At 45.8% G+C, this 23,696-nt stretch carries 24 protein-coding genes; 21 read left to right on the top strand and 3 right to left on the bottom strand.

Features of this window, described 5'->3' with window-relative positions; genetic code table 11:
- Window positions 1-64: 64 nt before the first annotated feature.
- The 20 genes from rpmH to glmU all read left to right on the top strand — a co-directional run bounded on the left by rpmH (window position 65) and on the right by glmU (window position 17,763).
- On the top strand, window positions 65-199 hold the full coding sequence (rpmH, locus tag AB6D93_RS19135; RefSeq protein WP_004735800.1) for a 50S ribosomal protein L34: 135 nt from the start codon (window positions 65-67) through the stop codon (window positions 197-199).
- Between the two features lie 45 nt (window positions 200-244).
- Window positions 245-568 (top strand): ribonuclease P protein component, encoded by a 324-nt coding sequence (gene rnpA / locus AB6D93_RS19130; RefSeq protein ID WP_017055478.1) that lies wholly within the window; start codon window positions 245-247, stop codon window positions 566-568.
- Window positions 535-792, top strand: coding sequence for a membrane protein insertion efficiency factor YidD (yidD, locus tag AB6D93_RS19125; protein WP_004735802.1), 258 nt, complete (start codon window positions 535-537; stop codon window positions 790-792). Before rnpA ends, yidD begins: the two co-directional genes overlap by 34 nt.
- A gap of 2 nt (window positions 793-794) precedes the next feature.
- Window positions 795-2,417 carry a membrane protein insertase YidC gene (gene yidC, locus AB6D93_RS19120; RefSeq protein WP_017058806.1) on the top strand — a complete coding sequence of 541 codons (1,623 nt, stop codon included), beginning with the start codon at window positions 795-797 and terminating at the stop codon, window positions 2,415-2,417.
- 130 nt (window positions 2,418-2,547) lie between these two features.
- Window positions 2,548-3,909 carry a tRNA uridine-5-carboxymethylaminomethyl(34) synthesis GTPase MnmE gene (mnmE, locus tag AB6D93_RS19115; RefSeq protein ID WP_029235098.1) on the top strand — a complete coding sequence of 454 codons (1,362 nt, stop codon included), beginning with the start codon at window positions 2,548-2,550 and terminating at the stop codon, window positions 3,907-3,909.
- A gap of 50 nt (window positions 3,910-3,959) precedes the next feature.
- Window positions 3,960-4,394 (top strand): FMN-binding protein MioC, encoded by a 435-nt coding sequence (gene mioC / locus AB6D93_RS19110; RefSeq protein WP_017058804.1) that lies wholly within the window; start codon window positions 3,960-3,962, stop codon window positions 4,392-4,394.
- A gap of 482 nt (window positions 4,395-4,876) precedes the next feature.
- Complete coding sequence (gene mnmG / locus AB6D93_RS19105) at window positions 4,877-6,772, top strand: tRNA uridine-5-carboxymethylaminomethyl(34) synthesis enzyme MnmG (protein ID WP_017058802.1); 1,896 nt, start codon at window positions 4,877-4,879, stop codon at window positions 6,770-6,772.
- Window positions 6,772-7,404, top strand: a complete 633-nt coding sequence (gene rsmG, locus AB6D93_RS19100; RefSeq protein ID WP_017058801.1) for a 16S rRNA (guanine(527)-N(7))-methyltransferase RsmG — start codon at window positions 6,772-6,774, stop codon at window positions 7,402-7,404. The genes mnmG and rsmG overlap by 1 nt, the downstream gene beginning before the upstream one ends.
- 14 nt (window positions 7,405-7,418) lie before the next feature.
- Window positions 7,419-8,192 (top strand): ParA family protein, encoded by a 774-nt coding sequence (locus AB6D93_RS19095; RefSeq protein WP_029235097.1) that lies wholly within the window; start codon window positions 7,419-7,421, stop codon window positions 8,190-8,192.
- A gap of 23 nt (window positions 8,193-8,215) precedes the next feature.
- Window positions 8,216-9,097: a ParB/RepB/Spo0J family partition protein gene (locus tag AB6D93_RS19090; protein ID WP_102331975.1), complete on the top strand. Its 882-nt coding sequence runs from the start codon at window positions 8,216-8,218 to the stop codon at window positions 9,095-9,097.
- Between the two features lie 191 nt (window positions 9,098-9,288).
- Window positions 9,289-9,678: a F0F1 ATP synthase subunit I gene (locus AB6D93_RS19085; protein WP_010433210.1), complete on the top strand. Its 390-nt coding sequence runs from the start codon at window positions 9,289-9,291 to the stop codon at window positions 9,676-9,678.
- Between the two features lie 8 nt (window positions 9,679-9,686).
- On the top strand, window positions 9,687-10,484 hold the full coding sequence (gene atpB / locus AB6D93_RS19080) for a F0F1 ATP synthase subunit A (RefSeq protein WP_009848124.1): 798 nt from the start codon (window positions 9,687-9,689) through the stop codon (window positions 10,482-10,484).
- A gap of 49 nt (window positions 10,485-10,533) precedes the next feature.
- A complete protein-coding gene (gene atpE, locus AB6D93_RS19075) occupies window positions 10,534-10,791 on the top strand; it encodes a F0F1 ATP synthase subunit C (RefSeq protein ID WP_004411110.1) in 258 nt (85 codons plus the stop codon).
- Between the two features lie 59 nt (window positions 10,792-10,850).
- Window positions 10,851-11,321, top strand: a complete 471-nt coding sequence (gene atpF, locus AB6D93_RS19070) for a F0F1 ATP synthase subunit B (RefSeq protein ID WP_010433231.1) — start codon at window positions 10,851-10,853, stop codon at window positions 11,319-11,321.
- A 15-nt stretch (window positions 11,322-11,336) separates the two neighbouring features.
- Complete coding sequence (gene atpH, locus AB6D93_RS19065; RefSeq protein ID WP_010433233.1) at window positions 11,337-11,870, top strand: F0F1 ATP synthase subunit delta; 534 nt, start codon at window positions 11,337-11,339, stop codon at window positions 11,868-11,870.
- 13 nt (window positions 11,871-11,883) lie between these two features.
- Window positions 11,884-13,425 carry a F0F1 ATP synthase subunit alpha gene (gene atpA / locus AB6D93_RS19060; protein WP_102331974.1) on the top strand — a complete coding sequence of 514 codons (1,542 nt, stop codon included), beginning with the start codon at window positions 11,884-11,886 and terminating at the stop codon, window positions 13,423-13,425.
- Window positions 13,426-13,473: 48 nt separating this feature from the next.
- Window positions 13,474-14,340 carry a F0F1 ATP synthase subunit gamma gene (atpG, locus tag AB6D93_RS19055; RefSeq protein ID WP_017058793.1) on the top strand — a complete coding sequence of 289 codons (867 nt, stop codon included), beginning with the start codon at window positions 13,474-13,476 and terminating at the stop codon, window positions 14,338-14,340.
- Between the two features lie 34 nt (window positions 14,341-14,374).
- A complete protein-coding gene (gene atpD / locus AB6D93_RS19050; RefSeq protein ID WP_017058792.1) occupies window positions 14,375-15,778 on the top strand; it encodes a F0F1 ATP synthase subunit beta in 1,404 nt (467 codons plus the stop codon).
- Window positions 15,779-15,796: 18 nt separating this feature from the next.
- Window positions 15,797-16,219 (top strand): F0F1 ATP synthase subunit epsilon, encoded by a 423-nt coding sequence (locus AB6D93_RS19045; protein ID WP_004735742.1) that lies wholly within the window; start codon window positions 15,797-15,799, stop codon window positions 16,217-16,219.
- 182 nt (window positions 16,220-16,401) lie between these two features.
- Window positions 16,402-17,763, top strand: a complete 1,362-nt coding sequence (glmU, locus tag AB6D93_RS19040; protein WP_102331973.1) for a bifunctional UDP-N-acetylglucosamine diphosphorylase/glucosamine-1-phosphate N-acetyltransferase GlmU — start codon at window positions 16,402-16,404, stop codon at window positions 17,761-17,763.
- A gap of 124 nt (window positions 17,764-17,887) precedes the next feature.
- Here the strand turns inward: glmU and punC are convergent, their stop codons facing one another.
- The gene (gene punC / locus AB6D93_RS19035) at window positions 17,888-19,099 is read right to left on the bottom strand and encodes a purine nucleoside transporter PunC (protein WP_017063021.1); all 1,212 of its coding nucleotides are present in this window, start codon (window positions 19,097-19,099) and stop codon (window positions 17,888-17,890) included.
- 163 nt (window positions 19,100-19,262) lie between these two features.
- On the opposite strand from punC, the gene punR reads away from it, so the two are divergent.
- The gene (punR, locus tag AB6D93_RS19030; protein WP_017067697.1) at window positions 19,263-20,177 is read left to right on the top strand and encodes a DNA-binding transcriptional activator PunR; all 915 of its coding nucleotides are present in this window, start codon (window positions 19,263-19,265) and stop codon (window positions 20,175-20,177) included.
- Window positions 20,178-20,277: 100 nt separating this feature from the next.
- Here punR and ilvA read toward each other — a convergent pair whose 3' ends face one another.
- Both ilvA and ilvD read right to left on the bottom strand, forming a co-directional pair.
- Window positions 20,278-21,822, bottom strand: a complete 1,545-nt coding sequence (gene ilvA / locus AB6D93_RS19025; RefSeq protein ID WP_102331972.1) for a threonine ammonia-lyase, biosynthetic — start codon at window positions 21,820-21,822, stop codon at window positions 20,278-20,280.
- Window positions 21,823-21,825: 3 nt separating this feature from the next.
- On the bottom strand, window positions 21,826-23,667 hold the full coding sequence (ilvD, locus tag AB6D93_RS19020; RefSeq protein WP_065584155.1) for a dihydroxy-acid dehydratase: 1,842 nt from the start codon (window positions 23,665-23,667) through the stop codon (window positions 21,826-21,828).
- Between the last annotated feature and the right edge of the window lie 29 nt (window positions 23,668-23,696).

Raw genomic sequence — 23,696 nt, 5'->3', positions numbered from 1 at the left:
GAGAAAAAATGCCCACGCCGGGTTTAACAAAAACCTAAAACTACTGATCAGTAAGGTAATTACAATGAAACGCACTTTTCAACCTACAGTTCTAAAGCGTAAGCGTACTCACGGTTTCCGTGCTCGCATGGCTACTAAGAACGGTCGCGCAACAATCAATGCACGTCGTGCAAAAGGCCGTAAGCGTCTTTCTAAGTAATCTTTGATTATTTTGAATAAGCTAGCCTTCGGTCGGGAGTTACGCTTGTTAACTCCCGAACATTATCAAAATGTCTTCAAGCAAGCTCATCGAGCTGGCTCCCCTCATTTCACCATCATTGCCCGAAATAACTCTCTTTCAAATCCTCGTCTTGGATTAGCCGTTCCGAAAAAGCAGATTAAAACCGCCGTGGGTCGTAACCGATTCAAGCGTCTTACTCGTGAAAGCTTTCGTAACACTCAACACAAACTTCCTAACAAAGATTTTGTTGTAATCGCTAAGAAGAGCGCGCAAGATTTAAGCAATGAAGAAATGTTCAAGCTACTCGACAAATTATGGCTTCGCCTGTCTCGCCCTTCGCGTGGATAGCGCTAATACCCATCTATTTTTATAGATGGTTTATTAGTCCACTCATCGGCCCACGCTGCCGATTTACTCCAACCTGCTCTTTATATGCGATAGAAGCGTTGAAAGCTCACGGTTTTGTAAAAGGGTGTTGGTTATCAGGCAAACGTCTATTAAAATGCCATCCTTTGAACGAAGGGGGCTTTGACCCCGTTCCACCAGTCCAAAAACAAGACAGAGATAAATAACGATGGATTCTCAACGTAATATCCTGTTAATCGCATTGGCTTTGGTTTCTTTCCTACTGTTCCAACAATGGAACGTAGCTCAGAATCCAGCACCACAAGCGGTTGAGCAGGCACAATCTGGCAGCACCCTACCAGCGCCATCTTATGCAGATGATCTAGACCCGGCTCCTGGTCAAGTTGCTTCTTCTGCTAAAACTATCACAGTAACAACTGATGTACTGACTCTGTCAATTGATACGGTTGGTGGTGATGTCGTTAAAGCAAACCTAAACGATTACTCTGCTGAGTTCGATTCTGAAGATACGTTTGTTCTTCTTAAAAACGAACCCGGTCACCAATTTATCGCACAAAGCGGTCTAGTGGGTCCTCAAGGTATCGATTTAAGCAGCACAAACCGCCCAAGCTACACAGTTTCAGCAGACAGCTTCACGCTTGCTGATGGTCAGGATGAACTACGCATCCCGATGACTTACCAAGCGAACGGCCTTGATTACACGAAAACATTCATCCTTAAGCGTGGCAGCTACGCAATGGATGTTGAATACGATGTAGTCAACAACTCTGGTAACAACGCGACATTCGGCATGTACGCTCACCTGCGTCAGAACGTAATGGATGACGGCGGTAGCCTAACAATGCCAACTTACCGTGGTGGTGCTTACTCTACGGAAGATACGCGTTACAAAAAATACAGCTTCGACGACATGCAAGATCGCAACCTGTCTCTTAACCTAGCAAACGGTCAAGGTTGGGCAGCGATGATTCAGCACTACTTTGCAAGTGCATGGATCCCACGCGACGAAGCAGGCAGCAACCTTTACACTCGTGTAATTGGTAACCTTGGCGACATCGGTGTTCGCATGCCGAACAAAACCATCGCTACTGGCGACGAAGCAAACTTCAAAGCAACGCTTTGGGTTGGTCCTAAACTTCAAGACCAAATGGCTGCTGTTGCACCTAACCTAGACCTAGTAGTTGACTACGGTTGGTTATGGTTCATTGCTAAACCACTTCATACTCTGCTTTCGTTCATTCAAGGCATCGTTGTGAACTGGGGTCTGGCAATCATCTGTCTAACTTTCATCGTTCGTGGTGCTATGTACCCACTAACGAAAGCTCAATACACGTCTATGGCGAAAATGCGTATGCTTCAGCCTAAGCTGACTGCAATGCGTGAGCGTATCGGCGACGACCGTCAACGCATGAGCCAAGAAATGATGGAGCTTTACAAGAAAGAGAAAGTAAACCCACTAGGTGGCTGTTTACCTATCCTTCTGCAAATGCCTATCTTCATTTCGCTATACTGGGCACTAATGGAGTCTGTTGAACTGCGTCACTCACCGTTCTTCGGTTGGATTACTGACCTTTCAGCACAAGACCCATACTACATCTTGCCACTTCTGATGGGTGCTTCAATGTTCCTAATCCAGAAGATGAGCCCGACAACTGTAACGGATCCAATGCAGCAGAAGATCATGACCTTTATGCCGGTTATGTTCACATTCTTCTTCCTGTTCTTCCCTTCAGGTCTGGTTCTATACTGGCTAGTATCGAACATCGTAACTCTGATTCAGCAAACGCTTATCTACCGCGCGCTGGAAAAGAAAGGCTTACATTCTAAGTAAGTTCGATAATAGAAAGAGACAAAGAAAGGCGACCAAAAGGTCGCCTTTTTGTTTTTAGCTGATTACAATTCAGCTAATTGATTAATCGTGAGCGCCCCTTTTTGGCTTTCACATGCTAGCAGGCACAACTATGACTACAGATACGATTGTTGCTCAAGCGACTGCACCCGGCCGTGGCGGCGTCGGTATTATTCGCGTTTCAGGCCCACAAGCAGCCCAAGTTGCGCTTGAAGTTACCGGCAAAGTACTGAAACCACGTTACGCTGAGTACACCCCTTTTAAATCTCACGATGGTTTAGAGCTAGACCAAGGCATCGCGCTTTACTTTCCTAACCCGCACTCGTTTACCGGTGAAGACGTATTAGAGCTACAAGGCCACGGTGGCCCTGTGGTAATGGATATGCTCATCAAGCGCATCCTCGCGATTCCAGGGCTACGCGCAGCACGCCCTGGTGAGTTCTCGGAGCGTGCCTTCTTGAACGACAAGATGGATTTAACCCAAGCAGAAGCGATTGCTGACCTCATTGATGCCAGTTCAGAAGAAGCGGCGAAATCAGCTCTGCAATCGTTGCAAGGTGAGTTCTCGAAACGCATTAATACGCTGGTGGACTCTCTGATTCACTTACGCATCTATGTTGAAGCCGCTATCGACTTCCCAGAAGAAGAGATTGATTTCCTTGCTGACGGTAAAGTAAGTGCTGACTTACAAGCTATCATCGACAACCTCGAAGCGGTTCGCCAAGAAGCCAATCAAGGTGCCATCATGCGTGAAGGTATGAAGGTGGTGATTGCAGGTCGTCCTAATGCCGGTAAGTCGAGCTTACTGAATGCATTATCGGGTAAAGACTCCGCGATTGTGACTGATATTGCAGGTACAACCCGTGATGTACTTCGTGAACATATCCATATTGATGGTATGCCACTGCACATTATTGATACCGCAGGCCTGCGTGAAGCCTCGGATGAAGTCGAAAAAATCGGTATTGAACGCGCTTGGGAAGAAATTGCTCAAGCCGATCGCGTTTTATTTATGGTCGATGGCACCACTACCGATGCAACCGACCCGAAAGATATCTGGCCAGATTTCGTTGATCGTCTGCCGAATAACATCGGAATGACCGTGATTCGTAACAAAGCCGATCAAACCGGTGAAGATCTCGGGATTTGCCATGTTAATGATCCAACTCTGATTCGACTATCAGCAAAGACGGGACAAGGCGTTGATGCACTACGTAATCACTTAAAAGATTGCATGGGCTTTGCTGGTGGCAATGAAGGTGGCTTCATGGCACGTCGTCGCCACTTAGATGCCCTAGAACGCGCATCTGAGCATCTAGATATTGGCCAGCAACAGCTCGAAGGCTATATGGCAGGGGAAATCTTGGCAGAAGAACTGCGTATAACGCAGCAACACCTTAACGAGATTACTGGTGAATTCAGTTCCGATGACCTACTCGGCCGTATCTTCACCTCTTTCTGTATTGGTAAATAACCTTTAAAGGCCGGCTCATGCTGGCCTTTTTCTTTAGTAAGGACAGCTTAATGATCCACATTATTACAGGCAGCACCTTAGGTGGTGCAGAGTACGTTGGCGATCACCTTAATGATCTTCTTGAAGAGCAAGGCCACGAGATCACCCTTCATAATCAGCCTGAATTCGATGATATTCCCCAACAAGGCTTTTGGTTGCTGGTGACTTCAACTCATGGTGCGGGTGAATTTCCAGATAATATTAAGCCGTTTATCGACGCATTGACCCAGCAATCTCCAGATTTAAGCCCGGTTCGCTTTGCTGTCGTGGCGCTTGGTGATTCGAGTTACGATACCTTCTGTTTGGCGGGAAAATCAGTCCACAGCCAGATGAAAGAGCTCGGTGCTCAGCCTATTTCTGACTGTTTTACCATCGATGTATTGGAAACTCCGGTACCAGAAGACGCAGCAGAAGCTTGGTTCAACGATCATAGCGACCAGTTTTAACCTCTCTCCTCTCTCAAAAAGCGGCTTATGCCGCTTTTTTTGTCTCTGAACATCGTGATTGTGAATAACTTTTTTTCAAAAACATCGAAAATTAGCGATCTATTTTCAATTTCTGCTGTGGATAAGATCATACATATACGGTGATTAACCTATAGTTATCCAAATAACAAGTTTTAGGCTAATTTCCTCCTGTGAATAAGTAGCCATTTTGATCCCAGCTAATCCTCATCCTGATCAAAGTTAGATCACATCATTTGATCCAAAAAAGATCCATGATCTCGTTGATCATTTCCGACTTATCCACAGATACCCTCGATCCTAATAATAGATCTAATAAAAGATCTCCTTAAAGATCTTATCTATATTAATTAAAAACAGCTTTTTCGAAAAATCCCAAAAACGTTTTCTCAGGCTATGAAAACAGGTAGAATATCGCTCCTTTTTATCAATCTAGAAAACGTTTGAATACCTGAGGTCGGTTCATGCTTTATCACGAAAAATTTGACGTCATCGTTGTTGGTGGTGGCCATGCAGGAACGGAAGCCGCACTCGCATCTGCACGTACTGGTCAAAGTACGTTATTACTTACTCATAATATCGATACACTAGGACAAATGTCTTGTAACCCAGCCATTGGCGGGATCGGTAAGGGCCACTTGGTAAAAGAGGTCGATGCAATGGGTGGATTAATGGCGCAAGCTATTGATCATGCAGGTATTCAGTTCAGAACATTGAACGCATCAAAAGGCCCTGCGGTTCGTGCTACTCGTGCACAAGCTGACCGCGCACTGTACAAAGCCTTTGTTCGTAACGTTCTTGAAAACACGCCAAACCTGACTTTGTTCCAACAGTCGGTTGATGACTTGATCGTTGAACAGGATCAAGTGGTAGGTGTGGTAACGCAGATGGGCCTTAAGTTCCGCGCAAGCGCTGTGGTTCTGACTGTGGGCACATTCCTAGGCGGCAAGATCCATATTGGTATGGAAAGTTCTTCAGGTGGCCGTGCTGGTGATCCACCATCGATCGCACTGGCTGACCGTCTTCGTGATCTTCCATTCCGAGTTGATCGCCTGAAAACAGGTACTCCTCCTCGTATCGATGCGCGTAGCGTTGATTTTTCTGAGCTTGAGGTTCAGCACGGTGATAACCCGACGCCTGTTTTCTCGTTCATGGGCAGCCGAGCTCAACAACCTCGTCAAATTCCATGTTACATCACGCATACCAATGAAAATACGCATGACGTAATTCGTGCCAACCTTGATCGCAGCCCTATGTACGCGGGTGTGATTGAAGGCATTGGCCCTCGTTACTGCCCTTCGATTGAAGACAAAGTAATGCGTTTTGCTGACAAGAACAGTCACCAAATTTTTATTGAGCCAGAAGGTCTAACGACTCACGAGCTATACCCGAATGGTATCTCTACCAGTCTGCCGTTTGATGTACAGGTTCAAATTGTTCGTTCGATGAAGGGCTTTGAAAATGCTCATATCGTTCGCCCTGGCTATGCGATTGAGTACGATTTCTTTGATCCTCGCGACCTTAAGCTGACTTACGAAACTAAGTTTATCAAAGGTCTATTCTTTGCGGGTCAAATCAACGGTACCACTGGCTATGAAGAAGCGGCTGCACAAGGCTTGATGGCCGGTCTGAATGCAAGTTTGTTTACTCAAGGCAAAGAAGGCTGGAGTCCACGTCGTGACCAAGCTTACATGGGCGTGCTTATCGACGACCTATCTACCATGGGTACCAAAGAACCTTACCGCATGTTTACGTCTCGCGCGGAATACCGTCTGCTGCTTCGTGAAGACAACGCCGATATCCGCTTGACTGAAAAGTCGCGTGAACTTGGCCTTGTTGATGACGCTCGTTGGGCTCGTTTCAACGAGAAGATGGAAAACATGGAGAAGGAGCGTCAACGTCTGAAAGAGACTTGGATTAATCCAAAATCTGAAGATATTGATCAACTGAACCAAATTCTGAAAACACCAATGTCTCGTGAAGCGAGCGGTGAAGATCTTCTTCGTCGCCCTGAAATGACTTATTCACAGTTAACCGCATTGGATCGTTTTGGTCCTGCACTGGAAGATCAACAAGCGTCTGAGCAAGTTGAGATCCAAGTGAAGTACGATGGTTACATTCAGCGTCAACAAGACGAAATTGAAAAATCACTGCGTCATGAAAACACCAAACTGCCTGCTGATATCGATTACAGCAAGGTAAAAGGACTTTCTAACGAAGTGGTTCTTAAACTAACGACAGCTAAGCCTGACTCAATTGGTATTGCTTCGCGAATTTCAGGTATCACACCTGCAGCAATCTCAATTCTGTTGGTTTACTTGAAAAAACACGGCCTGTTGAAAAAAGGTGAGGAAGCATAATGAGCGCATTACGCGAAAAACTGGATCACCTTATTGGCCAGACTGAACTTGAAGTATCTGAAAAACAACGTGGCCAGTTGGTTGGCTACGTTGAGTTACTGAACAAGTGGAACAAAGCTTATAACCTAACATCAGTTCGTGACCCACAAGAAATGATGGTGAAACATATCTTAGATAGCATCATTGTTAGCACTCACTTACAAGGTAAGCGCTTTATCGATGTGGGTACGGGACCTGGTCTTCCTGGGATTCCGCTCTCAATCATGAATCCAGACTGCGAGTTTTACTTGCTAGACAGCCTAGGTAAGCGTATTCGTTTTATCAAACAGGTGATTCATGAGCTGGGTATCGACAACGTGGTACCGGTTCAAAGTCGCGTTGAAGAATTTCAACCAGAAGAAAAGTTTGATGCAGTGCTCAGTCGTGCATTTGCGTCAATGACAGACATGGTAGAGTGGTGTCACCATTTACCTAAAGAGCAATCCGGTGTATTTTTGGCTCTTAAGGGACAACATCCTAGAGACGAAATCGACCTGTTACCTGAATGGTGTTCAGTGACAGACATTAAAGCTTTGCAAGTGCCAGAGCTTGATGGAGAGCGTCATCTAGTTACTTTATCGCGTCAGGGATAATCAGCGAGGCCATAGTGGGTAGAATCGTAGCAATTGCCAACCAGAAGGGTGGCGTAGGAAAAACAACAACTTGCATTAATTTAGCAGCATCAATGGCGGCAACAAAACGCAAGATATTGGTTGTTGACCTCGATCCTCAAGGTAATGCCACTATGGCGAGCGGTGTCGACAAGTATCAAGTTGAAGCAACAGCTTACGATTTGTTGGTTGAAGACACCCCATTTGATGAGGTGGTTTGCCGGAGTACATCTGGCAATTATGACCTCATCGCCGCGAACGGTGATGTTACTGCGGCAGAAATCAAGCTGATGGAAGTGTTTGCTCGTGAAGTTCGTTTAAAAAATGCACTCGAACCCATTCGCAATAACTATGATTTTATCTTTATTGATTGCCCTCCCTCATTAAACCTTCTTACAATCAACGCGATGGCTGCGGCCGACTCCGTATTGGTTCCTATGCAATGTGAATACTTTGCTTTGGAAGGTTTGACTGCATTGATGGATACCATCAGTAAGCTAGCGGCTGTTGTAAACGAGAACCTGAAGATCGAAGGTCTTCTGCGTACTATGTACGATCCTCGCAACCGCTTATCGAACGAAGTATCTGATCAACTCAAAAAACACTTTGGTAGCAAAGTCTACCGAACTGTGATCCCTAGAAATGTGCGTCTGGCAGAAGCCCCGAGTCACGGCAAGCCAGCAATGTACTACGACAAATATTCCGCAGGAGCTAAGGCTTACCTTGCTCTTGCAGGCGAAATGTTGCGTCGTGAAGAAGTCCCAGTATAGGTCTAACCAAAGGAATTCGCTCAATGTCTAAGCGTGGTTTAGGAAAAGGGTTAGATGCATTGCTTGCAACTAGCTCATTGGCTCGTGAAAAACAACAAGTTGCTTCTCATAGTCAGGCTTTGTCTGCAGAAGGCGAGTTCACAGAGATTGCTATTGGTAGCTTGAAGCCAGGTGTATATCAACCGCGTAAGGATATGGCGCCAGAAGCGCTAGAAGAGCTGGCCGCATCTATTCAATCTCAAGGTATTATTCAACCTATCGTCGTGCGTCCTTTAGCGTATGGTCAATATGAGATTATCGCTGGTGAGCGCCGTTGGAGAGCTGCGCGTCAAGCTGGCTTAAAACAGGTGCCGTGTTTGGTCAAGAGAGTCGAAGACAAAGCCGCTATCGCGATGGCGTTGATTGAGAATATTCAGCGTGAAGATCTGAATGTTATCGAAGAAGCACAAGCGCTAGAGCGACTACAGAACGAATTTGAGCTGACACACCAACAAGTCGCTGATGTAATCGGTAAATCGAGAGCTACGGTGAGTAACTTATTACGTCTAAATCAGCTCGAAAATGAAGTAAAAGGTTTAGTTTCCAATAAACAACTGGAAATGGGGCATGCTCGAGCACTGCTTGCGCTTGAAGGTGTTACCCAGGTTGAGGCAGCGAATACTGCAGCAACCAAAAAAATGACCGTGCGTCAAACTGAGCAACTTGTCAAAAAGTGCTTAAAACCAGACGTTGAAGCGGAATCGAAGCCCGAAGACACTGAGGCCATCGAACTTTCACGAAGACTCACGGAAAAATTGCAAGCAAACGTTTCAGTTACTCGTTCTGTTAGCGGTAAGTCAAAAGTGACAATTACTCTTGATGAGCCTCACAAATTAGAGCAACTTATTGCTAAACTAGAGTACTAAATGAGATAATTGATTTAGGTCAATTATGTAATAAACAAGTAATTTCTTACAAAAGTTGTCGGTTTGTATACAGAAATGTAAATGATTGCTGCATTCTTATTGCAATCAATTTGGCTGAACGTATAATTTTCGCCAATTTCTCAGCACGCTTTTAAGCGAGTGGTAAAGTGGGCTTAAAGAGGAACGAATACATGGTAGCGGCGTTAGCAAGACCAGGACGAGTGCTTGCAAAGCAAATGTTATTGATCGAGCTTAGCGCGGTTATATTAGTGGCGATAGGGTTAGGTTTAGCTGTTAATCCTGATTGGGGTTTTGCTGCATTGGTTGGTGGCGGTATTTTTGTCATCGCGAATGTGGTTTTTTGTGTGTGTGCTTTCCTATTTTGTGGAGCTCGCGCAACTAAGTTAGTTGCGGCGTCGTTCTATGCAGGTGAAGCACTAAAGATCCTTATCACAGTTCTACTATTCTCTATTGTCTACATGTATATGCAGGTGGAATTAATTCCCCTCAAACTGACCTATTTACTGGTTCTAGGTATTAATATCTTTGCGCCAGTGCTTTTCATTAACAATAAAAAATAGGATGAGTTATGGCTGCGCCAACAGCATCCGGATACATTGAACACCATTTACAAAACCTTTCTTTAGCTAAGTTTGGTCTTGTAGAGGAGACAAGTTTCTGGAACGTACATATAGACAGTCTGTTTTTTTCGGTGTTGACAGGGATGTTATTCCTTTGGGTTTTTCGCTCAGTCGCTAAGAAAGCAACAGTAGGTGTACCTGGTAAGCTTCAGTGTTTTGTTGAAATGGTAGTGGAATTCGTTGGCGACAACGTTAAAGAAACTTTCCATGGTCGCAACCCTCTGATTGCCCCACTAGCACTGACTATATTCTGCTGGATTATCATTATGAACTTGATGGACTTAGTGCCTATCGATTTCTTACCATATCCTGCAGAGCATTGGCTAGGTATCCCTTACTTGAAAGTGGTTCCTACAGCTGATGTAAATATAACCATGGCAATGGCTTTGGGTGTTTTTGCTCTGATGATCTACTACAGCATCAAAGTGAAAGGCCTAGGCGGATTTGCTAAAGAATTGGCACTGCATCCATTTAATCACCCAATCATGATCCCATTTAACTTGGTACTTGAGGTAATTTCGTTATTAGCGAAGCCACTATCTCTAGGTATGCGTTTATTTGGTAATATGTTTGCGGGTGAGGTGGTGTTTATTCTTATCGCGGCAATGCTACCGTGGTACTTACAATGGGTAGGTGCACTACCTTGGGCTATCTTCCATATCTTAGTTATATTGATTCAAGCGTTTGTTTTCATGATGTTGACAATCGTTTACTTATCAATGGCTCATGAAGATAGTGATCACTAAAAAATTTTTAAGCTTTATTCTAACTATTAATGTTAATCGGAGAACGTAAATGGAAACTGTACTAAGTTTTTCAGCAATCGCTGTTGCTATTATTGTTGGTCTTTGTGCCGTAGGTACTGCAATTGGTTTTGCTATTCTTGGTGGTAAATTCCTAGAAGGCGCTGCGCGTCAACCTGAAATGGCTCCAATGCTACAAGTTAAGATGTTCATCATCGCTGGTCTACTGGATGCTGTTCCAATGATCGGTATCGTAATCGCACTACTATTCACGTTTGCTAACCCATTTGTTGGTCAACTAGCAGGCTAATTAACTCTTTAATAGTTAATTAAATTTTTGTAGTTGATTCTTAACGAGGGGTAGCTGTTGTGAATATGAACGCAACTCTGCTAGGTCAAGCAATTGCTTTTTCACTGTTTGTTTGGTTCTGCATGAAATATGTATGGCCACCAATCATGCAAGCAATTGAAGAACGTCAGAAAAAAATTGCTGACGGTCTTGTAGCCGCTGAACGCGCTGCTAAAGACTTGAACCTGGCACAAGCCAACGCTTCTGAGCAAATGAAAGAAGCAAAGCGCACTGCAACTGAGGTTATTGATCAGGCAAACAAACGTAAAGCTCAAATTATTGATGAAGCACGCGAAGAAGCTCAGGCAGAACGCCAGAAAATCTTAGCGCAAGCAGAAGCAGAAATTGAAGCAGAGCGTACACGTGCCCGTGATGACCTGCGCAAACAAGTCGCAACTCTGGCTATAGCTGGTGCTGAGAAAATCCTTGAGCGTACAATCGATAAAGATGTACACGATGATCTTCTTAACAACATTACTGCAAAACTTTAAAGCAAGGGGCTGTATATGTCTGATTTGACTACAATCGCACGCCCCTATGCTAAAGCAGCGTTTGACTTTGCGGTAGATAAAGGTGAGCTAGACCAATGGGGTCAAATGCTTACTTTTGCTGCCGAAGTGGCACAAAATGATGATGTTCACAATTTATTAAGCGGTTCTATGACTGCTGAAAAATTAGCTGAAGTATTCATTGTAATTTGTGGCGAACAATTTGATGAATTCGGCCAGAACTTAATTAAAGTGATGGCAGAGAATGGCCGCTTAATGGCTTTTCCTGATGTTTGTAAAGAGTTCTTTATACTCAAAAAAGAGTATGAGAAAGAGATCGACGTTGAAGTTACTTCAGCTGTTGAACTTTCTGAAGAACAACGCACAAGCATTATCAGCAAATTGGAACTGCGCCTTGCGCGCAAAGTTCAGCTGAATTGCAGTATAGATGAGACTCTACTTAGTGGAGTTATTATTCGAGCCGGAGACCTAGTCATCGATAACTCAGCGCGCAGTCGTTTAGACCGCCTGAGCGATGCATTGCAGTCTTAATGGGGATTGGAGCATGCAACTTAATTCCACTGAAATTAGCGATCTAATTAAACAACGTATTGAATCTTTCGACGTTGTTAGTGAAGCTCGCAATGAAGGTACTATCGTTTCTGTAAGCGATGGCATCCTTAGCATCCACGGCCTAGCGGACGTGATGCAAGGTGAAATGATCGAACTACCGGGTGGCCGTTACGCTCTAGCACTGAACTTGAACCGTGATTCGGTTGGTGCTGTTGTAATGGGCCCGTATGCTGACCTACAGGAAGGCATGAAAGTTACAGGTACTGGTCGTATTCTAGAAGTACCAGTAGGTCCTGAAATGCTTGGTCGTGTTGTAAACACGCTAGGTGAGCCAATTGATGGTAAAGGTCCAATCGAAGCTAAATTGACTTCGCCTGTAGAAATTATCGCACCAGGTGTAATCGACCGTAAATCGGTAGATCAACCTGTTCAAACTGGTTACAAGTCTGTTGACTCAATGATCCCTATCGGTCGTGGTCAACGTGAACTAGTAATCGGTGACCGTCAGACTGGTAAAACAGCAATGGCGATCGATGCGATTATTAACCAAAAAAATTCTGGTATTTTCTCTATCTACGTAGCTATCGGCCAAAAAGCGTCGACTATTGCTAACGTAGTTCGCAAACTAGAAGAGCACGGCGCACTAGCAAACACTGTTGTTGTTGTTGCATCGGCTTCTGAATCTGCAGCGCTGCAATACCTTGCACCGTATGCTGGTTGTGCGATGGGCGAATACTTCCGTGATCGCGGTGAAGATGCACTGATTGTTTATGATGATCTATCTAAGCAAGCTGTCGCTTACCGTCAGATCTCACTACTGCTTAAGCGTCCACCAGGTCGTGAAGCGTTCCCTGGTGATGTTTTCTACCTTCACTCTCGTCTACTAGAGCGTGCTGCTCGTGTAAGCGAACACTACGTAGAAGAATTCACTAAAGGCGAAGTGAAAGGCAAGACGGGTTCTTTAACTGCTCTTCCTATCATCGAAACGCAAGCTGGTGACGTATCTGCATTCGTACCGACGAACGTAATCTCGATTACCGATGGTCAGATCTTCCTACAAACTGAGCTATTCAACGCGGGCGTACGTCCAGCTGTTGACCCTGGTATCTCAGTTTCTCGTGTAGGTGGTTCGGCGCAGACTAAAATCATCAAGAAGCTATCTGGCGGTATCCGTACTGCTCTAGCTCAATACCGTGAACTTGCAGCATTTGCTCAGTTCTCTTCGGATCTTGATGAAGCGACTAAGAAGCAGCTAGACCATGGTCAAAAAGTTACAGAACTGATGAAGCAGAAGCAATACGCTCCTATGTCTGTATTTGACCAAGCTCTAGTAATCTTCGCTGCAGAGCGTGGATACCTTCAAGACGTTGAACTTTCTAAAGTTCTAGACTTTGAAGCTGCTTTACTGTCGTTTGCTCGTGGTCAATATGCCGATCTAGCAACACAGATCGACACAACGGGTGCTTTCAATAAAGAAATCGAAGCTGAGCTGAAGAAGCTTGTTGACGATTTCAAGGCAACCCAGACCTGGTAATTGGTAGGTGGTCTTAGGGCCACCTCATACCATTAACGGAGAGTAACGATGGCCGGCGCAAAAGAGATACGTAATAAAATCGGTAGTGTTAAAAGCACACAGAAGATTACGAAAGCAATGGAAATGGTAGCAGCTTCAAAAATGCGTCGTTCTCAAGACGCAATGGAAGCTACTCGTCCATATGCAGAAACAATGCGTAAAGTGATCGGTCATTTGGCTAATGGTAGCCTCGAGTATAAGCATCCTTATCTTGAGGAACGTGAAGCCAAACGTGTTGGTTACATCATCGTTTCTACAGACCGTGGTCTTTGTGGTGGTTTGAACATTAACTTGTTCAAAAAAGCCATGAACGACATGAAAGATTGGTCTGAGAAAGGTGCTGACGTTGAACTTGCAATTGTAGGTTCAAAAGCGACAGCATTTTTCAACAACAGCGGCGCGAAAGTAGCAGCTCAAGTTTCTGGTCTGGGCGATCGCCCAAGCCTTGAAGACTTGATTGGCTCAGTAAGCGTTATGCTGAAGAAATATGATGAAGGCGAATTGGATCGCCTGTTCGTAGTGTTCAACAAGTTTGAAAACACTATGGTACAAGAACCAACGATCGATCAATTACTTCCTTTGCCTAAATCAGACAGCGAAGACATGAAACGCGATCATGCTTGGGACTACATTTATGAGCCTGAGCCAAAACCACTACTAGATGCACTACTGGTTCGCTACGTCGAATCTCAAGTATATCAAGGTGTGGTCGAGAACCTTGCTTGTGAGCAAGCGGCTCGAATGATTGCTATGAAATCAGCAACAGATAACGCTGGTGACATTATTGATGACTTAGAACTTGTGTACAACAAAGCGCGTCAAGCGGCAATTACACAAGAACTTTCTGAGATCGTTTCAGGCGCAGCTGCGGTTTAAGCTTAGGTAAAACTAAATAGTTAGAGGATTAACGATGGCTACAGGTAAGATCGTACAGATCATCGGTGCGGTAGTCGACGTAGAGTTCCCACAGGGTGAAGTACCTCGTGTATACGACGCTCTGAATGTTAATGAAGTACAAGAACGTCTAGTTCTTGAAGTTCAGCAACAACTTGGCGGTGGCGTAGTTCGCGCAATCGTAATGGGTAGCTCTGATGGTTTACGTCGTGGTTTGACAGTTGAAAATACTGGCGCTCCAATCTCAGTACCAGTAGGTACTAAGACATTGGGTCGTATCATGAATGTCCTAGGTGACGCGATTGATGAGTGTGGCGAGATTGGTGCTGAAGAGCATTACGCCATTCACCGTGAAGCTCCAAGCTATGAAGAGCAGTCTAACGAGACAGCTCTTCTAGAAACTGGTGTTAAAGTAATCGACTTGATTTGTCCATTCGCTAAGGGTGGTAAAATCGGTCTATTCGGTGGTGCTGGTGTAGGTAAGACCGTTAACATGATGGAACTTATCAACAACATCGCACTTCAACACTCAGGCCTATCTGTATTTGCAGGTGTAGGTGAGCGTACTCGTGAAGGTAACGATTTCTACTTTGAGATGCAGGAAGCAGGTGTTGTAAACATCGAAAAACCTGAAGAATCAAAAGTAGCGATGGTTTACGGTCAGATGAACGAGCCACCAGGTAACCGTCTACGTGTTGCCCTGACTGGCCTAACAATGGCAGAGCGCTTCCGTGACGAAGGTCGTGACGTTCTACTGTTCGTTGATAACATCTACCGTTACACACTAGCAGGTACTGAAGTATCAGCACTTCTAGGTCGTATGCCTTCTGCGGTAGGTTACCAACCTACACTGGCTGAAGAAATGGGTGTTCTACAAGAGCGTATCACGTCAACTAAAGCTGGTTCTATCACGTCTGTACAGGCGGTATACGTACCTGCGGATGACTTGACTGACCCGTCTCCAGCAACAACGTTCGCTCACTTGGATGCAACGGTTGTACTTAACCGTAACATCGCATCTATGGGTCTATACCCTGCGATCGACCCGCTAGATTCTACTTCACGTCAACTGGATCCATTGGTAGTTGGACAAGAGCACTACGACATCGCTCGTGGCGTTCAGTCTACTCTTCAGCGCTATAAAGAGCTGAAAGATATCATTGCTATCCTAGGTATGGACGAGCTATCTGAAGAAGATAAGCAAGTTGTATCTCGTGCTCGTAAGATTGAGAAGTTCCTAACTCAGCCTTACCACGTAGCGGAAGTATTTACAGGTGACCCAGGCATTTACGTACCTCTTAAAGAGACTCTACGTGGCTTCCAAGGTCTTCTATCTGGTGAATACGATGACATTCCAGAGCAAGCGTTCATGTACTGTGGTGCAATTGACGAAGCTATCGAGAATGCTAAGAAGCTATAAGGCTAACTAGGAGGCGATATGGCAGCAATAACCTTTCACCTAGACGTTGTAAGTGCCGAGAAACAAATTTTCTCTGGTCTTGTTGAGACGTTTCAGGTGACCGGTAGTGAGGGTGAGCTTGGTATTTTCCATGGTCACACTCCACTGCTGACCGCTATCAAGCCTGGTATGGTGCGTATTGTTAAGCAGCACGGCCACGAAGAAATTATTTATGTTTCTGGTGGTATGGTAGAAGTTCAGCCTGGTACAGCGACTGTACTGGCTGATACAGCTATCCGTGGTGAAGAGCTAGACGCAGCAAAGGCGGAAGAAGCTAAGCGCAAGGCTGTGGAGAATATCCAAAATCAGCATGGCGACATAGACTTCGCACAAGCGGCCGGTGAACTGGCTAAAGCCATTGCTCAGTTACGAGTTATCGAACTGACAAAACAGCGTCGTTAATCTTTTTAAGATTACAGACTCTGAGATAAAGGCGACCTAAGGGTCGCCTTTTTGCATTTTTAGATTCTCAAAAATGCTTCTTTTACGTATCACTACCGGTTAAATGGTTATTGCGATTTAATTTTTTGCCCAAAAACGGTTACAATATCGGCTTAATAAAAATAACGTTGGATAGGTTTACAATGAAGTTTAGCGCGGTAATTCTCGCGGCGGGCAAAGGCACTCGCATGTATTCAAACACACCAAAGGTTCTGCACACACTTGCGGGTAAGCCAATGGTGAAACATGTTATCGATACATGTAATGGTCTAGGCGCTCAAAACATCAACCTGGTTTACGGCCACGGTGGTGATCAGATGAAGGCTACCTTAGCTGAAGAATCTGTAAACTGGGCACTGCAAGCTGAACAGCTCGGCACAGGTCACGCTGTGGATCAAGCATCTGCACATTTCGCTGATGATGAAAAAGTATTGGTGCTCTACGGTGATGTTCCACTAATCTCACCTGAAACCATTGAAAACCTATTAGACGCTCAGCCAAACGGTGGCATCGCGCTACTTACTGTCGTGTTAGACAACCCGATGGGCTACGGACGTATTATTCGTCGTAATGGCCCTGTTGTGGCTATCGTTGAACAGAAAGATGCAACGGATGAGCAGAAGCTTATCAAAGAGATCAATACCGGCGTTATGGTGGCGACTGGTGGCGATCTGAAGCGCTGGTTGTCAGGTCTAAGCAACGACAACGCACAGGGTGAATATTACCTGACTGACGTTATCGCTGCGGCTCACGACGAAGGTCGTGCAGTTGAAGCGGTACACCCAGTAAGCCCGATTGAAGTGGAAGGCGTAAACGACCGCTCTCAACTGGCTCGTCTAGAGCGCGCTTACCAAGCTGAGCAAGCCGATAAGCTATTGAAGCAAGGCGTAATGCTACGCGACCCAAGCCGCTTTGATCTGCGTGGTGAACTGCAGTGCGGTATGGACGTTGAGATTGATACTAACGTTATCATCGAAGGCAGCGTAAGCATTGGCGATAACGTGGTTATCGGCACTGGCTGCGTGCTGAAAGACTGTGAGATCGATGACAACACAGTTATTCGTCCATACAGCGTAATCGAAGGAGCGACTGTTGGTGAAGACTGTACGGTTGGTCCATTTACTCGCCTACGCCCTGGTGCAGACATGCGTAACGATTCGCACGTTGGTAACTTTGTTGAAGTGAAGAACACTCGCCTTGGTGAAGGTTCTAAAGCGAATCACCTAACGTACTTGGGCGATGCTGAAATTGGTCAGCGTGTAAACGTAGGGGCGGGTGCAATTACTTGTAACTACGATGGGGCGAATAAGTTTAAGACCATTATTGGTGATGACGTGTTTGTTGGTTCAGATAGTCAATTAATAGCGCCTGTTACGATTGGTAATGGTGCGACGGTTGGTGCTGGCTCTACAGTGACGCGTGATGTGTTGGAAAATGAGCTGGTTATCAGCCGTGCGAAAGAACGTAAGATTGCTGACTGGCAGCGTCCGACTAAGAAAAAGTAGTCTCTTAATAAATAAGATGATTTAAATGAAAGTCAGTAGTACCGCTACTGGCTTTTTCTTATTTATCTAGATATAAAAAAAGAGCGAGTAATCTCGCTCTTTTTTGTTTTCGTTAACTTAGAAACTAGTCTTGTTTCTCGTCAGCGACTACTCGAGAGTTGTCAGGTGTCGCGAAGTGTTCAGAAAGCTCTTTGTTCGAAACAATATAGCCAACCCACAACGCACCCAAACAGATCACAACGGCAATACCCGTCGCGCTTAGTGCTTGGCTAGCCATTGCCGCGACCAATGCACTTGATAGGCCACTGATACTGATTTGCAGGCTGTTTTGTAGACCAGCAGCTGTTGCTGGGCTTTGTTTAGCGCTTGATAGAGCACGGTTTACTACGATTGGGTAAAGTGCGCCGTTTGCGACAGCAATCAAACAGAAAGGCGCAAGTAGAGGCCAGATTGACGTCAGTTCCCACTGTGATGCGATAAAGATAAGCATCGCCGCTACACTGAACAAACCGATAAGGTTTCTTAGTACAACGCCATCGCCATATTTCTTCACTGCTTGCTTACCGAAGTAACCACCCGCCATGAACGCGATTGTTTGTGGGATAAAGCTCAAACCGATGTCTTTTGCTTCATAACCTAGTTGGGCCATGATCTCTGGCATACCCGTTAGGTAAGCGAAGAACGCTGCAGATGCTGAAGCAAACATTAAGACATTACCCATGTAAGGCTTTGATTTAAGCAACATCTTGATGTCTGTCTTAATCGATGTCTGTTTTACTTCAGGCGCTTCTTTTGGTTGAGCCATTGTTGTCGCCACTAGCAGTGCACCCATCAAGGTTAATGTGATGAAGATGCTGTGCCAGCCAAAGCTATCCGCCAGTAACACACCTAGCTGAGGTGCTAATGCAGGAGATAGCGCAACCAAAGGCATGATGGTTGCAAAAATTTGTTGGCTACTGCTTTGTGAGTAACGCTTGATAACCATTGCTTGCCAGATTACCGCAGGAGCACATACGCCGATCGCTTGAATGAAGCGCAGTGTCAGTAGATGCCATACCTCGGTGCTGAATGCTAAGCCGAATGAAGCCGCAGTAAAGATAACAAGACCAACCGCCAACGTATTACGGTGACCATACTTGTCACTCGCTAGGCCCCAAAGAAGCTGACCCATTGCCATACCGCCAAGGAATACCGTTAGAGACAGAGCAATTTGCTCTGGGCCGGTTGCGAAATCAACTTCCATTGCCTTAAATGCAGGAAGGTACATATCGGTCGCAATAAAGCCAAGCATTGAAAGAACTGCAAGGTAGACCAATTGAAATTTAGAAATATTCATAAGATGCCATTAAGCTAAAGGTAATGATGTTTTTATCATCAAAAAAATTGTTTGATATACAGAAGTGAAAGCCCCTGTTTATTTATGCTGACATTCTATTTTTCAGACCTGATAAAATAAAACGCTAAAATATGTGGTTATCAATCAAAAAAATTGAAGGCTTATGTTCTCTAAATCCTCTTTAGAAATGCTCGATACGGTAGCGCGCTTGGGCAGTTTTACCGCGGCGGCTGAGCAGTTGCACAAAGTGCCCTCGGCGATCAGTTATGGTGTCAGACAGGTCGAACAAGAACTGGATGTGCTGCTTTTCAGGCGTTTACCGAGAAAGGTTGAGCTCACTCCGGCAGGTGAATTGTTCATTGAAGAGGCACGTGCGTTACTGAGACAGATGGAAGAGGTCAGTGCCCAGACTCGCCGAGCAGCGCGTGGCTGGAAGAAAACCTTGCGCCTAACGCTCGATAACGTGGTTAAGCTCGACAAAATGAAGCCGATGATTGAAGAGTTCTACCAAACCTTTGAGTTTGCAGAGCTTCAGATCAACATGGAGGTGTTTAATGGCTCTTGGGAGGCGATTGCACAGGGCAGAGCGGATATTGTGATTGGTGCGACCTCGGCGATTCCGGTCGGCGGCGACTTTGAGGTTAAAGATATGGGACGCCTAGATTGGGCGTTTGTAATGTCGCCAAGTCACCCGTGTGTGCGAGAGCAAAACCTCAACGAAGAATTTGTTAGCCAGTATCCCGCGATATGTTTGGACGATACCTCTAGTGTGCTCCCCAAGCGACACACAGGTCACTACTCAAGTCAAAGACGCCTGTTGTTACCCAACTGGTATAGCGCCATAGAGTGTCTTAAAAATGGAGTAGGAGTGGGTTATATGCCAAGGCACATTGCCGCGCCAATTATCGAACAAGGCCTGCTGGTGGAGAAAATACTGCCTGAACCGAGTCCGCAGAGTCATTGTTGTTTGGTATGGCGAAAAGACGATAACCATAAACTGATCGAATGGATGGTGAAGTACCTAGGATCGAGTGAGCAACTTCACCAAGATTGGTTGGATCATCGCAAGGCGATCTAATGATCTGTTTACAAGAAGATCCTTTTCAAGCTTGAGCTGAATCAGCACCAATAAAAAGAGCGAGTAAATACTCGCTCTTTTTTGATTCGGTCGTTAACTCTTAAGACAAGAAGAACTTGTAGGAAGGGTTATCAGTTTCATCTTTACACTGGTAGCCAAGTTCTTCTAAGTGTGTTGAGAACTGAGCCAAGTCATCGTCATCAAGTTCAAAGCCACACAATACGCGGCCGTAGTCGGCACCATGGTTACGGTAATTGAATAGGCTGATGTTCCAGTGGGTACCTAAGGTATCAAGGAATTTAATCAATGCACCTGGGTATTCTGGGAACTCAAAGCTGTATAGGCGTTCTTTCAGTGGCTTCGATGGTTTACCGCCAATCATGTAGCGAATGTGCAGTTTTGCCATCTCATCATCAGACAGATCGACAACTGGGTAGCCGCCCTCACGTAGGTCATTGATGATGTGTTCGAGTTCTTCTTGGCCACCTTGCAGGCGTACACCAACGAAGATATTCGCTAGGCTTTCGTCGTTGTGGCGGTAGTTAAACTCAGTCACCGCTCGACCACCAATGATATTACAGAACTCTAGGAATGCCCCTTGTCGCTCTGGAATCGTCACCGCAAGTAGGCCTTCTCGCTTCTCACCCAGCTCACAACGTTCAGAGACATAACGTAGACCGTGGAAGTTGGTGTTAGCACCAGACAGTACCGTTGCCAATTGCTTGTCTTGCAGTTGGTTCTGCTCAGCAAACTTCTTCAAGCCAGCCAGAGCAAGCGCTCCTGAAGGTTCAGCTATCGCTCGAGTGTCTTCAAAGATGTCTTTCACCGCCGAGCATATCTCATCGCTAGAGACTGCAATGTGACCGTCAATGTACTGTTGGCAAAGACGGAAGGTTTCTTCGCCAATGCGTTTAACTGCAACACCATCAGCAAACATGCTGACCTGATCCAGTACCACAGGTTCACCGGCATCGAGGGCCGCTTTTAAGCAAGACGAATCTTCTGGTTCTACTGCAATGACTTTAATCTCTGGCATCAGCTGTTTTACTAGCACAGCAACACCCGCAGCTAAGCCACCACCACCAACCGGCACAAAGATATAATCCATGTGACCGTTTTGCTGCAGCATTTCCATACCCATCGTGCCTTGTCCTGCAATCACCAGTGGGTGATCGAAAGGAGGCACAAAGGTAAAGCCATGTTCAGCAGAAAGACGCTCGGCTTCTGCCTTGGCTTCATCAAAGTTGCTGCCGTGCAGAACCACGTTACCGCCAAAGCCTCGTACCGCATCAACCTTGATGTCTGGTGTGGTTTTTGGCATCACAATCGTGGTTTGAATACCAAGCTTAGAACCGGACAGCGCCATACCTTGAGCATGGTTACCTGCCGATGCTGCAATCACACCTGCGGCTTTCTGTTGCTCTGAAAGGCTTGATACCATGTTGTAGGCACCACGTAGCTTGAACGAGTGGACCGGCTGACGGTCTTCACGCTTTAGCTGAACCTGATTACCAATGCGAGCACTTAAGCGAGGCATCTCTTGCAGAGGTGTCACGATTGCGGCTTCGTAAACTGGCGCTCTCAGGATCTGACGCAGATAATCTGCGCCAGTTTGTTTTTGGGGACTGACCGTGTCATCACTCATAGACTAGCCCTCTAGCTTAGACTTATCACGCACGGCGCCTTTGTCGGCACTGGTCGCCATGCTTGCGTAAGCTTTCAGTGCGAAAGACACTTCACGCTGACGGTTTTCTGGTTTCCAGCCTAGTGCGTCTTGCTTAACACGACGCGCTTCTAGTTCAGCTTCAGGCACATCAAGTGTGATCGAACGGCTAGGGATGTCGATAGTGATGATATCGCCAGTGTTTACTAGACCAATCACACCGCCACTTGCTGCTTCTGGAGAAGCGTGACCGATAGACAGACCCGATGTACCACCCGAGAAACGACCATCTGTTAATAGAGCACAAGACTTGCCTAGACCCATAGATTTTAGGTAAGTGGTTGGGTAAAGCATTTCTTGCATGCCCGGACCACCTTTAGGACCTTCGTAACGAATAACAACCACTTCGCCCGCTTTCACTTTGCCACCTAAGATGCCATCAACAGCACTATCTTGGCTTTCAAATACGATAGCAGGACCTTGGAATTTCAGGTTCTCTTCATCAACACCTGCTGTCTTAACGATACAACCGTCAACGGCGATGTTGCCTGAAAGTACGGCTAGGCCACCTTCTTGGCTGAATGCATTCTCTTTAGTACGGATACAACCTTCTTTACGGTCGTCATCAAGACGATCCCAACGGCAATCTTGTGAGAAGGCTTTGGTGGTACGAATACCTGCTGGGCCCGCGCGGAAGAACTTAAGTACCGCTTCGTCTTCTGTCTGCATGATGTCGTATTGAGCTAGCTGCTCTTGCATGCTTAGGCCAAGTACAGTGCGAGTTTGGTTGTTCAGTAGGCCTGCGCGGTCTAGTTCACCTAGGATAGCCATAACACCACCAGCGCGGTGAACGTCTTCCATGTGGTATTTAGGTGTTGAAGGCGCAACCTTACATAGGTGTGGAACGCGGCGAGACATCTCGTCGATATCACCCATATCAAAGTCGACTTCACCTTCTTGAGCTGCTGCCAATAGGTGAAGAACGGTGTTACTCGAGCCACCCATTGCGATATCTAGAGCCATTGCATTTTCAAAGGCTGCGCGGTTCGCGATGTTACGAGGCAGTGCTGATGCGTCATCTTGCTCGTAGTAACGCTTAGTTAGGTCAACGATACGCTTACCAGCATTGATGAACAGCTCTTCACGGTCAGCGTGCGTTGCTAGCATAGAACCGTTACCAGGCTGAGATAGGCCTAGCGCTTCAGTTAGACAGTTCATTGAGTTAGCCGTGAACATACCTGAACAAGAACCACATGTCGGACACGCAGAACGTTCTACTTGCTCACTTTGCTCATCAGAAATCGTTGGATCGGCACCTTGAATCATTGCATCAACAAGGTCTAACTTGATGATTTGATCGGAAAGCTTGGTTTTACCTGCTTCCATTGGGCCGCCTGATACAAAGATCACTGGGATGTTAAGGCGCATTGCAGCCATCATCATTCCCGGAGTGATTTTGTCACAGTTAGAGATACATACCATCGCATCCGCACAGTGAGCATTCACCATGTACTCTACTGAGTCTGCGATAAGCTCACGTGATGGCAGTGAGTACAGCATGCCACCGTGACCCATTGCGATACCATCATCAACTGCGATGGTGTTGAATTCTTTAGCGATACCGCCCGCTTTCTCGATTTCACCTGCTACCAATTGACCCATATCTTTAAGGTGAACGTGGCCTGGTACGAATTGAGTGAAAGAGTTTACAACTGCGATGATTGGCTTACCGAAGTCATCATCTTTAACGCCAGTTGCACGCCATAAAGCGCGCGCACCAGCCATGTTGCGTCCGTGGGTAGTCGTTGCTGAACGATAGATTGGCATTGTTTAAATCCTTATAAAATATTTGGCTG

Origin of the sequence: Vibrio sp. 10N.247.310.23 (genome assembly GCF_041467155.1) — a bacterium.
GTDB classification, from domain to species: Bacteria; Pseudomonadota; Gammaproteobacteria; order Enterobacterales; family Vibrionaceae; genus Vibrio; species Vibrio crassostreae_C.
This window is presented reverse-complemented; position numbering and strand designations above follow the sequence as displayed.

What these genes read in the sequence shown, in the direction of transcription:
- rpmH (WP_004735800.1), top strand. Translation starts at nt 65, where the DNA reads ATGAAACGCACTTTTCAACCTACAGTTCTAAAGCGTAAGCGTACTCAC.
- yidD (WP_004735802.1), top strand. Translation starts at nt 535, where the DNA reads ATGGCTTCGCCTGTCTCGCCCTTCGCGTGGATAGCGCTAATACCCATC.
- yidC (WP_017058806.1), top strand. Translation starts at nt 795, where the DNA reads ATGGATTCTCAACGTAATATCCTGTTAATCGCATTGGCTTTGGTTTCT.
- mnmE (WP_029235098.1), top strand. Translation starts at nt 2,548, where the DNA reads ATGACTACAGATACGATTGTTGCTCAAGCGACTGCACCCGGCCGTGGC.
- mioC (WP_017058804.1), top strand. Translation starts at nt 3,960, where the DNA reads ATGATCCACATTATTACAGGCAGCACCTTAGGTGGTGCAGAGTACGTT.
- mnmG (WP_017058802.1), top strand. Translation starts at nt 4,877, where the DNA reads ATGCTTTATCACGAAAAATTTGACGTCATCGTTGTTGGTGGTGGCCAT.
- rsmG (WP_017058801.1), top strand. Translation starts at nt 6,772, where the DNA reads ATGAGCGCATTACGCGAAAAACTGGATCACCTTATTGGCCAGACTGAA.
- AB6D93_RS19090 (WP_102331975.1), top strand. Translation starts at nt 8,216, where the DNA reads ATGTCTAAGCGTGGTTTAGGAAAAGGGTTAGATGCATTGCTTGCAACT.
- AB6D93_RS19085 (WP_010433210.1), top strand. Translation starts at nt 9,289, where the DNA reads ATGGTAGCGGCGTTAGCAAGACCAGGACGAGTGCTTGCAAAGCAAATG.
- atpB (WP_009848124.1), top strand. Translation starts at nt 9,687, where the DNA reads ATGGCTGCGCCAACAGCATCCGGATACATTGAACACCATTTACAAAAC.
- atpE (WP_004411110.1), top strand. Translation starts at nt 10,534, where the DNA reads ATGGAAACTGTACTAAGTTTTTCAGCAATCGCTGTTGCTATTATTGTT.
- atpH (WP_010433233.1), top strand. Translation starts at nt 11,337, where the DNA reads ATGTCTGATTTGACTACAATCGCACGCCCCTATGCTAAAGCAGCGTTT.
- atpA (WP_102331974.1), top strand. Translation starts at nt 11,884, where the DNA reads ATGCAACTTAATTCCACTGAAATTAGCGATCTAATTAAACAACGTATT.
- atpG (WP_017058793.1), top strand. Translation starts at nt 13,474, where the DNA reads ATGGCCGGCGCAAAAGAGATACGTAATAAAATCGGTAGTGTTAAAAGC.
- atpD (WP_017058792.1), top strand. Translation starts at nt 14,375, where the DNA reads ATGGCTACAGGTAAGATCGTACAGATCATCGGTGCGGTAGTCGACGTA.
- AB6D93_RS19045 (WP_004735742.1), top strand. Translation starts at nt 15,797, where the DNA reads ATGGCAGCAATAACCTTTCACCTAGACGTTGTAAGTGCCGAGAAACAA.
- glmU (WP_102331973.1), top strand. Translation starts at nt 16,402, where the DNA reads ATGAAGTTTAGCGCGGTAATTCTCGCGGCGGGCAAAGGCACTCGCATG.
- punC (WP_017063021.1), bottom strand. Translation starts at nt 19,099, where the DNA reads ATGAATATTTCTAAATTTCAATTGGTCTACCTTGCAGTTCTTTCAATG.
- punR (WP_017067697.1), top strand. Translation starts at nt 19,263, where the DNA reads ATGTTCTCTAAATCCTCTTTAGAAATGCTCGATACGGTAGCGCGCTTG.
- ilvA (WP_102331972.1), bottom strand. Translation starts at nt 21,822, where the DNA reads ATGAGTGATGACACGGTCAGTCCCCAAAAACAAACTGGCGCAGATTAT.
- ilvD (WP_065584155.1), bottom strand. Translation starts at nt 23,667, where the DNA reads ATGCCAATCTATCGTTCAGCAACGACTACCCACGGACGCAACATGGCT.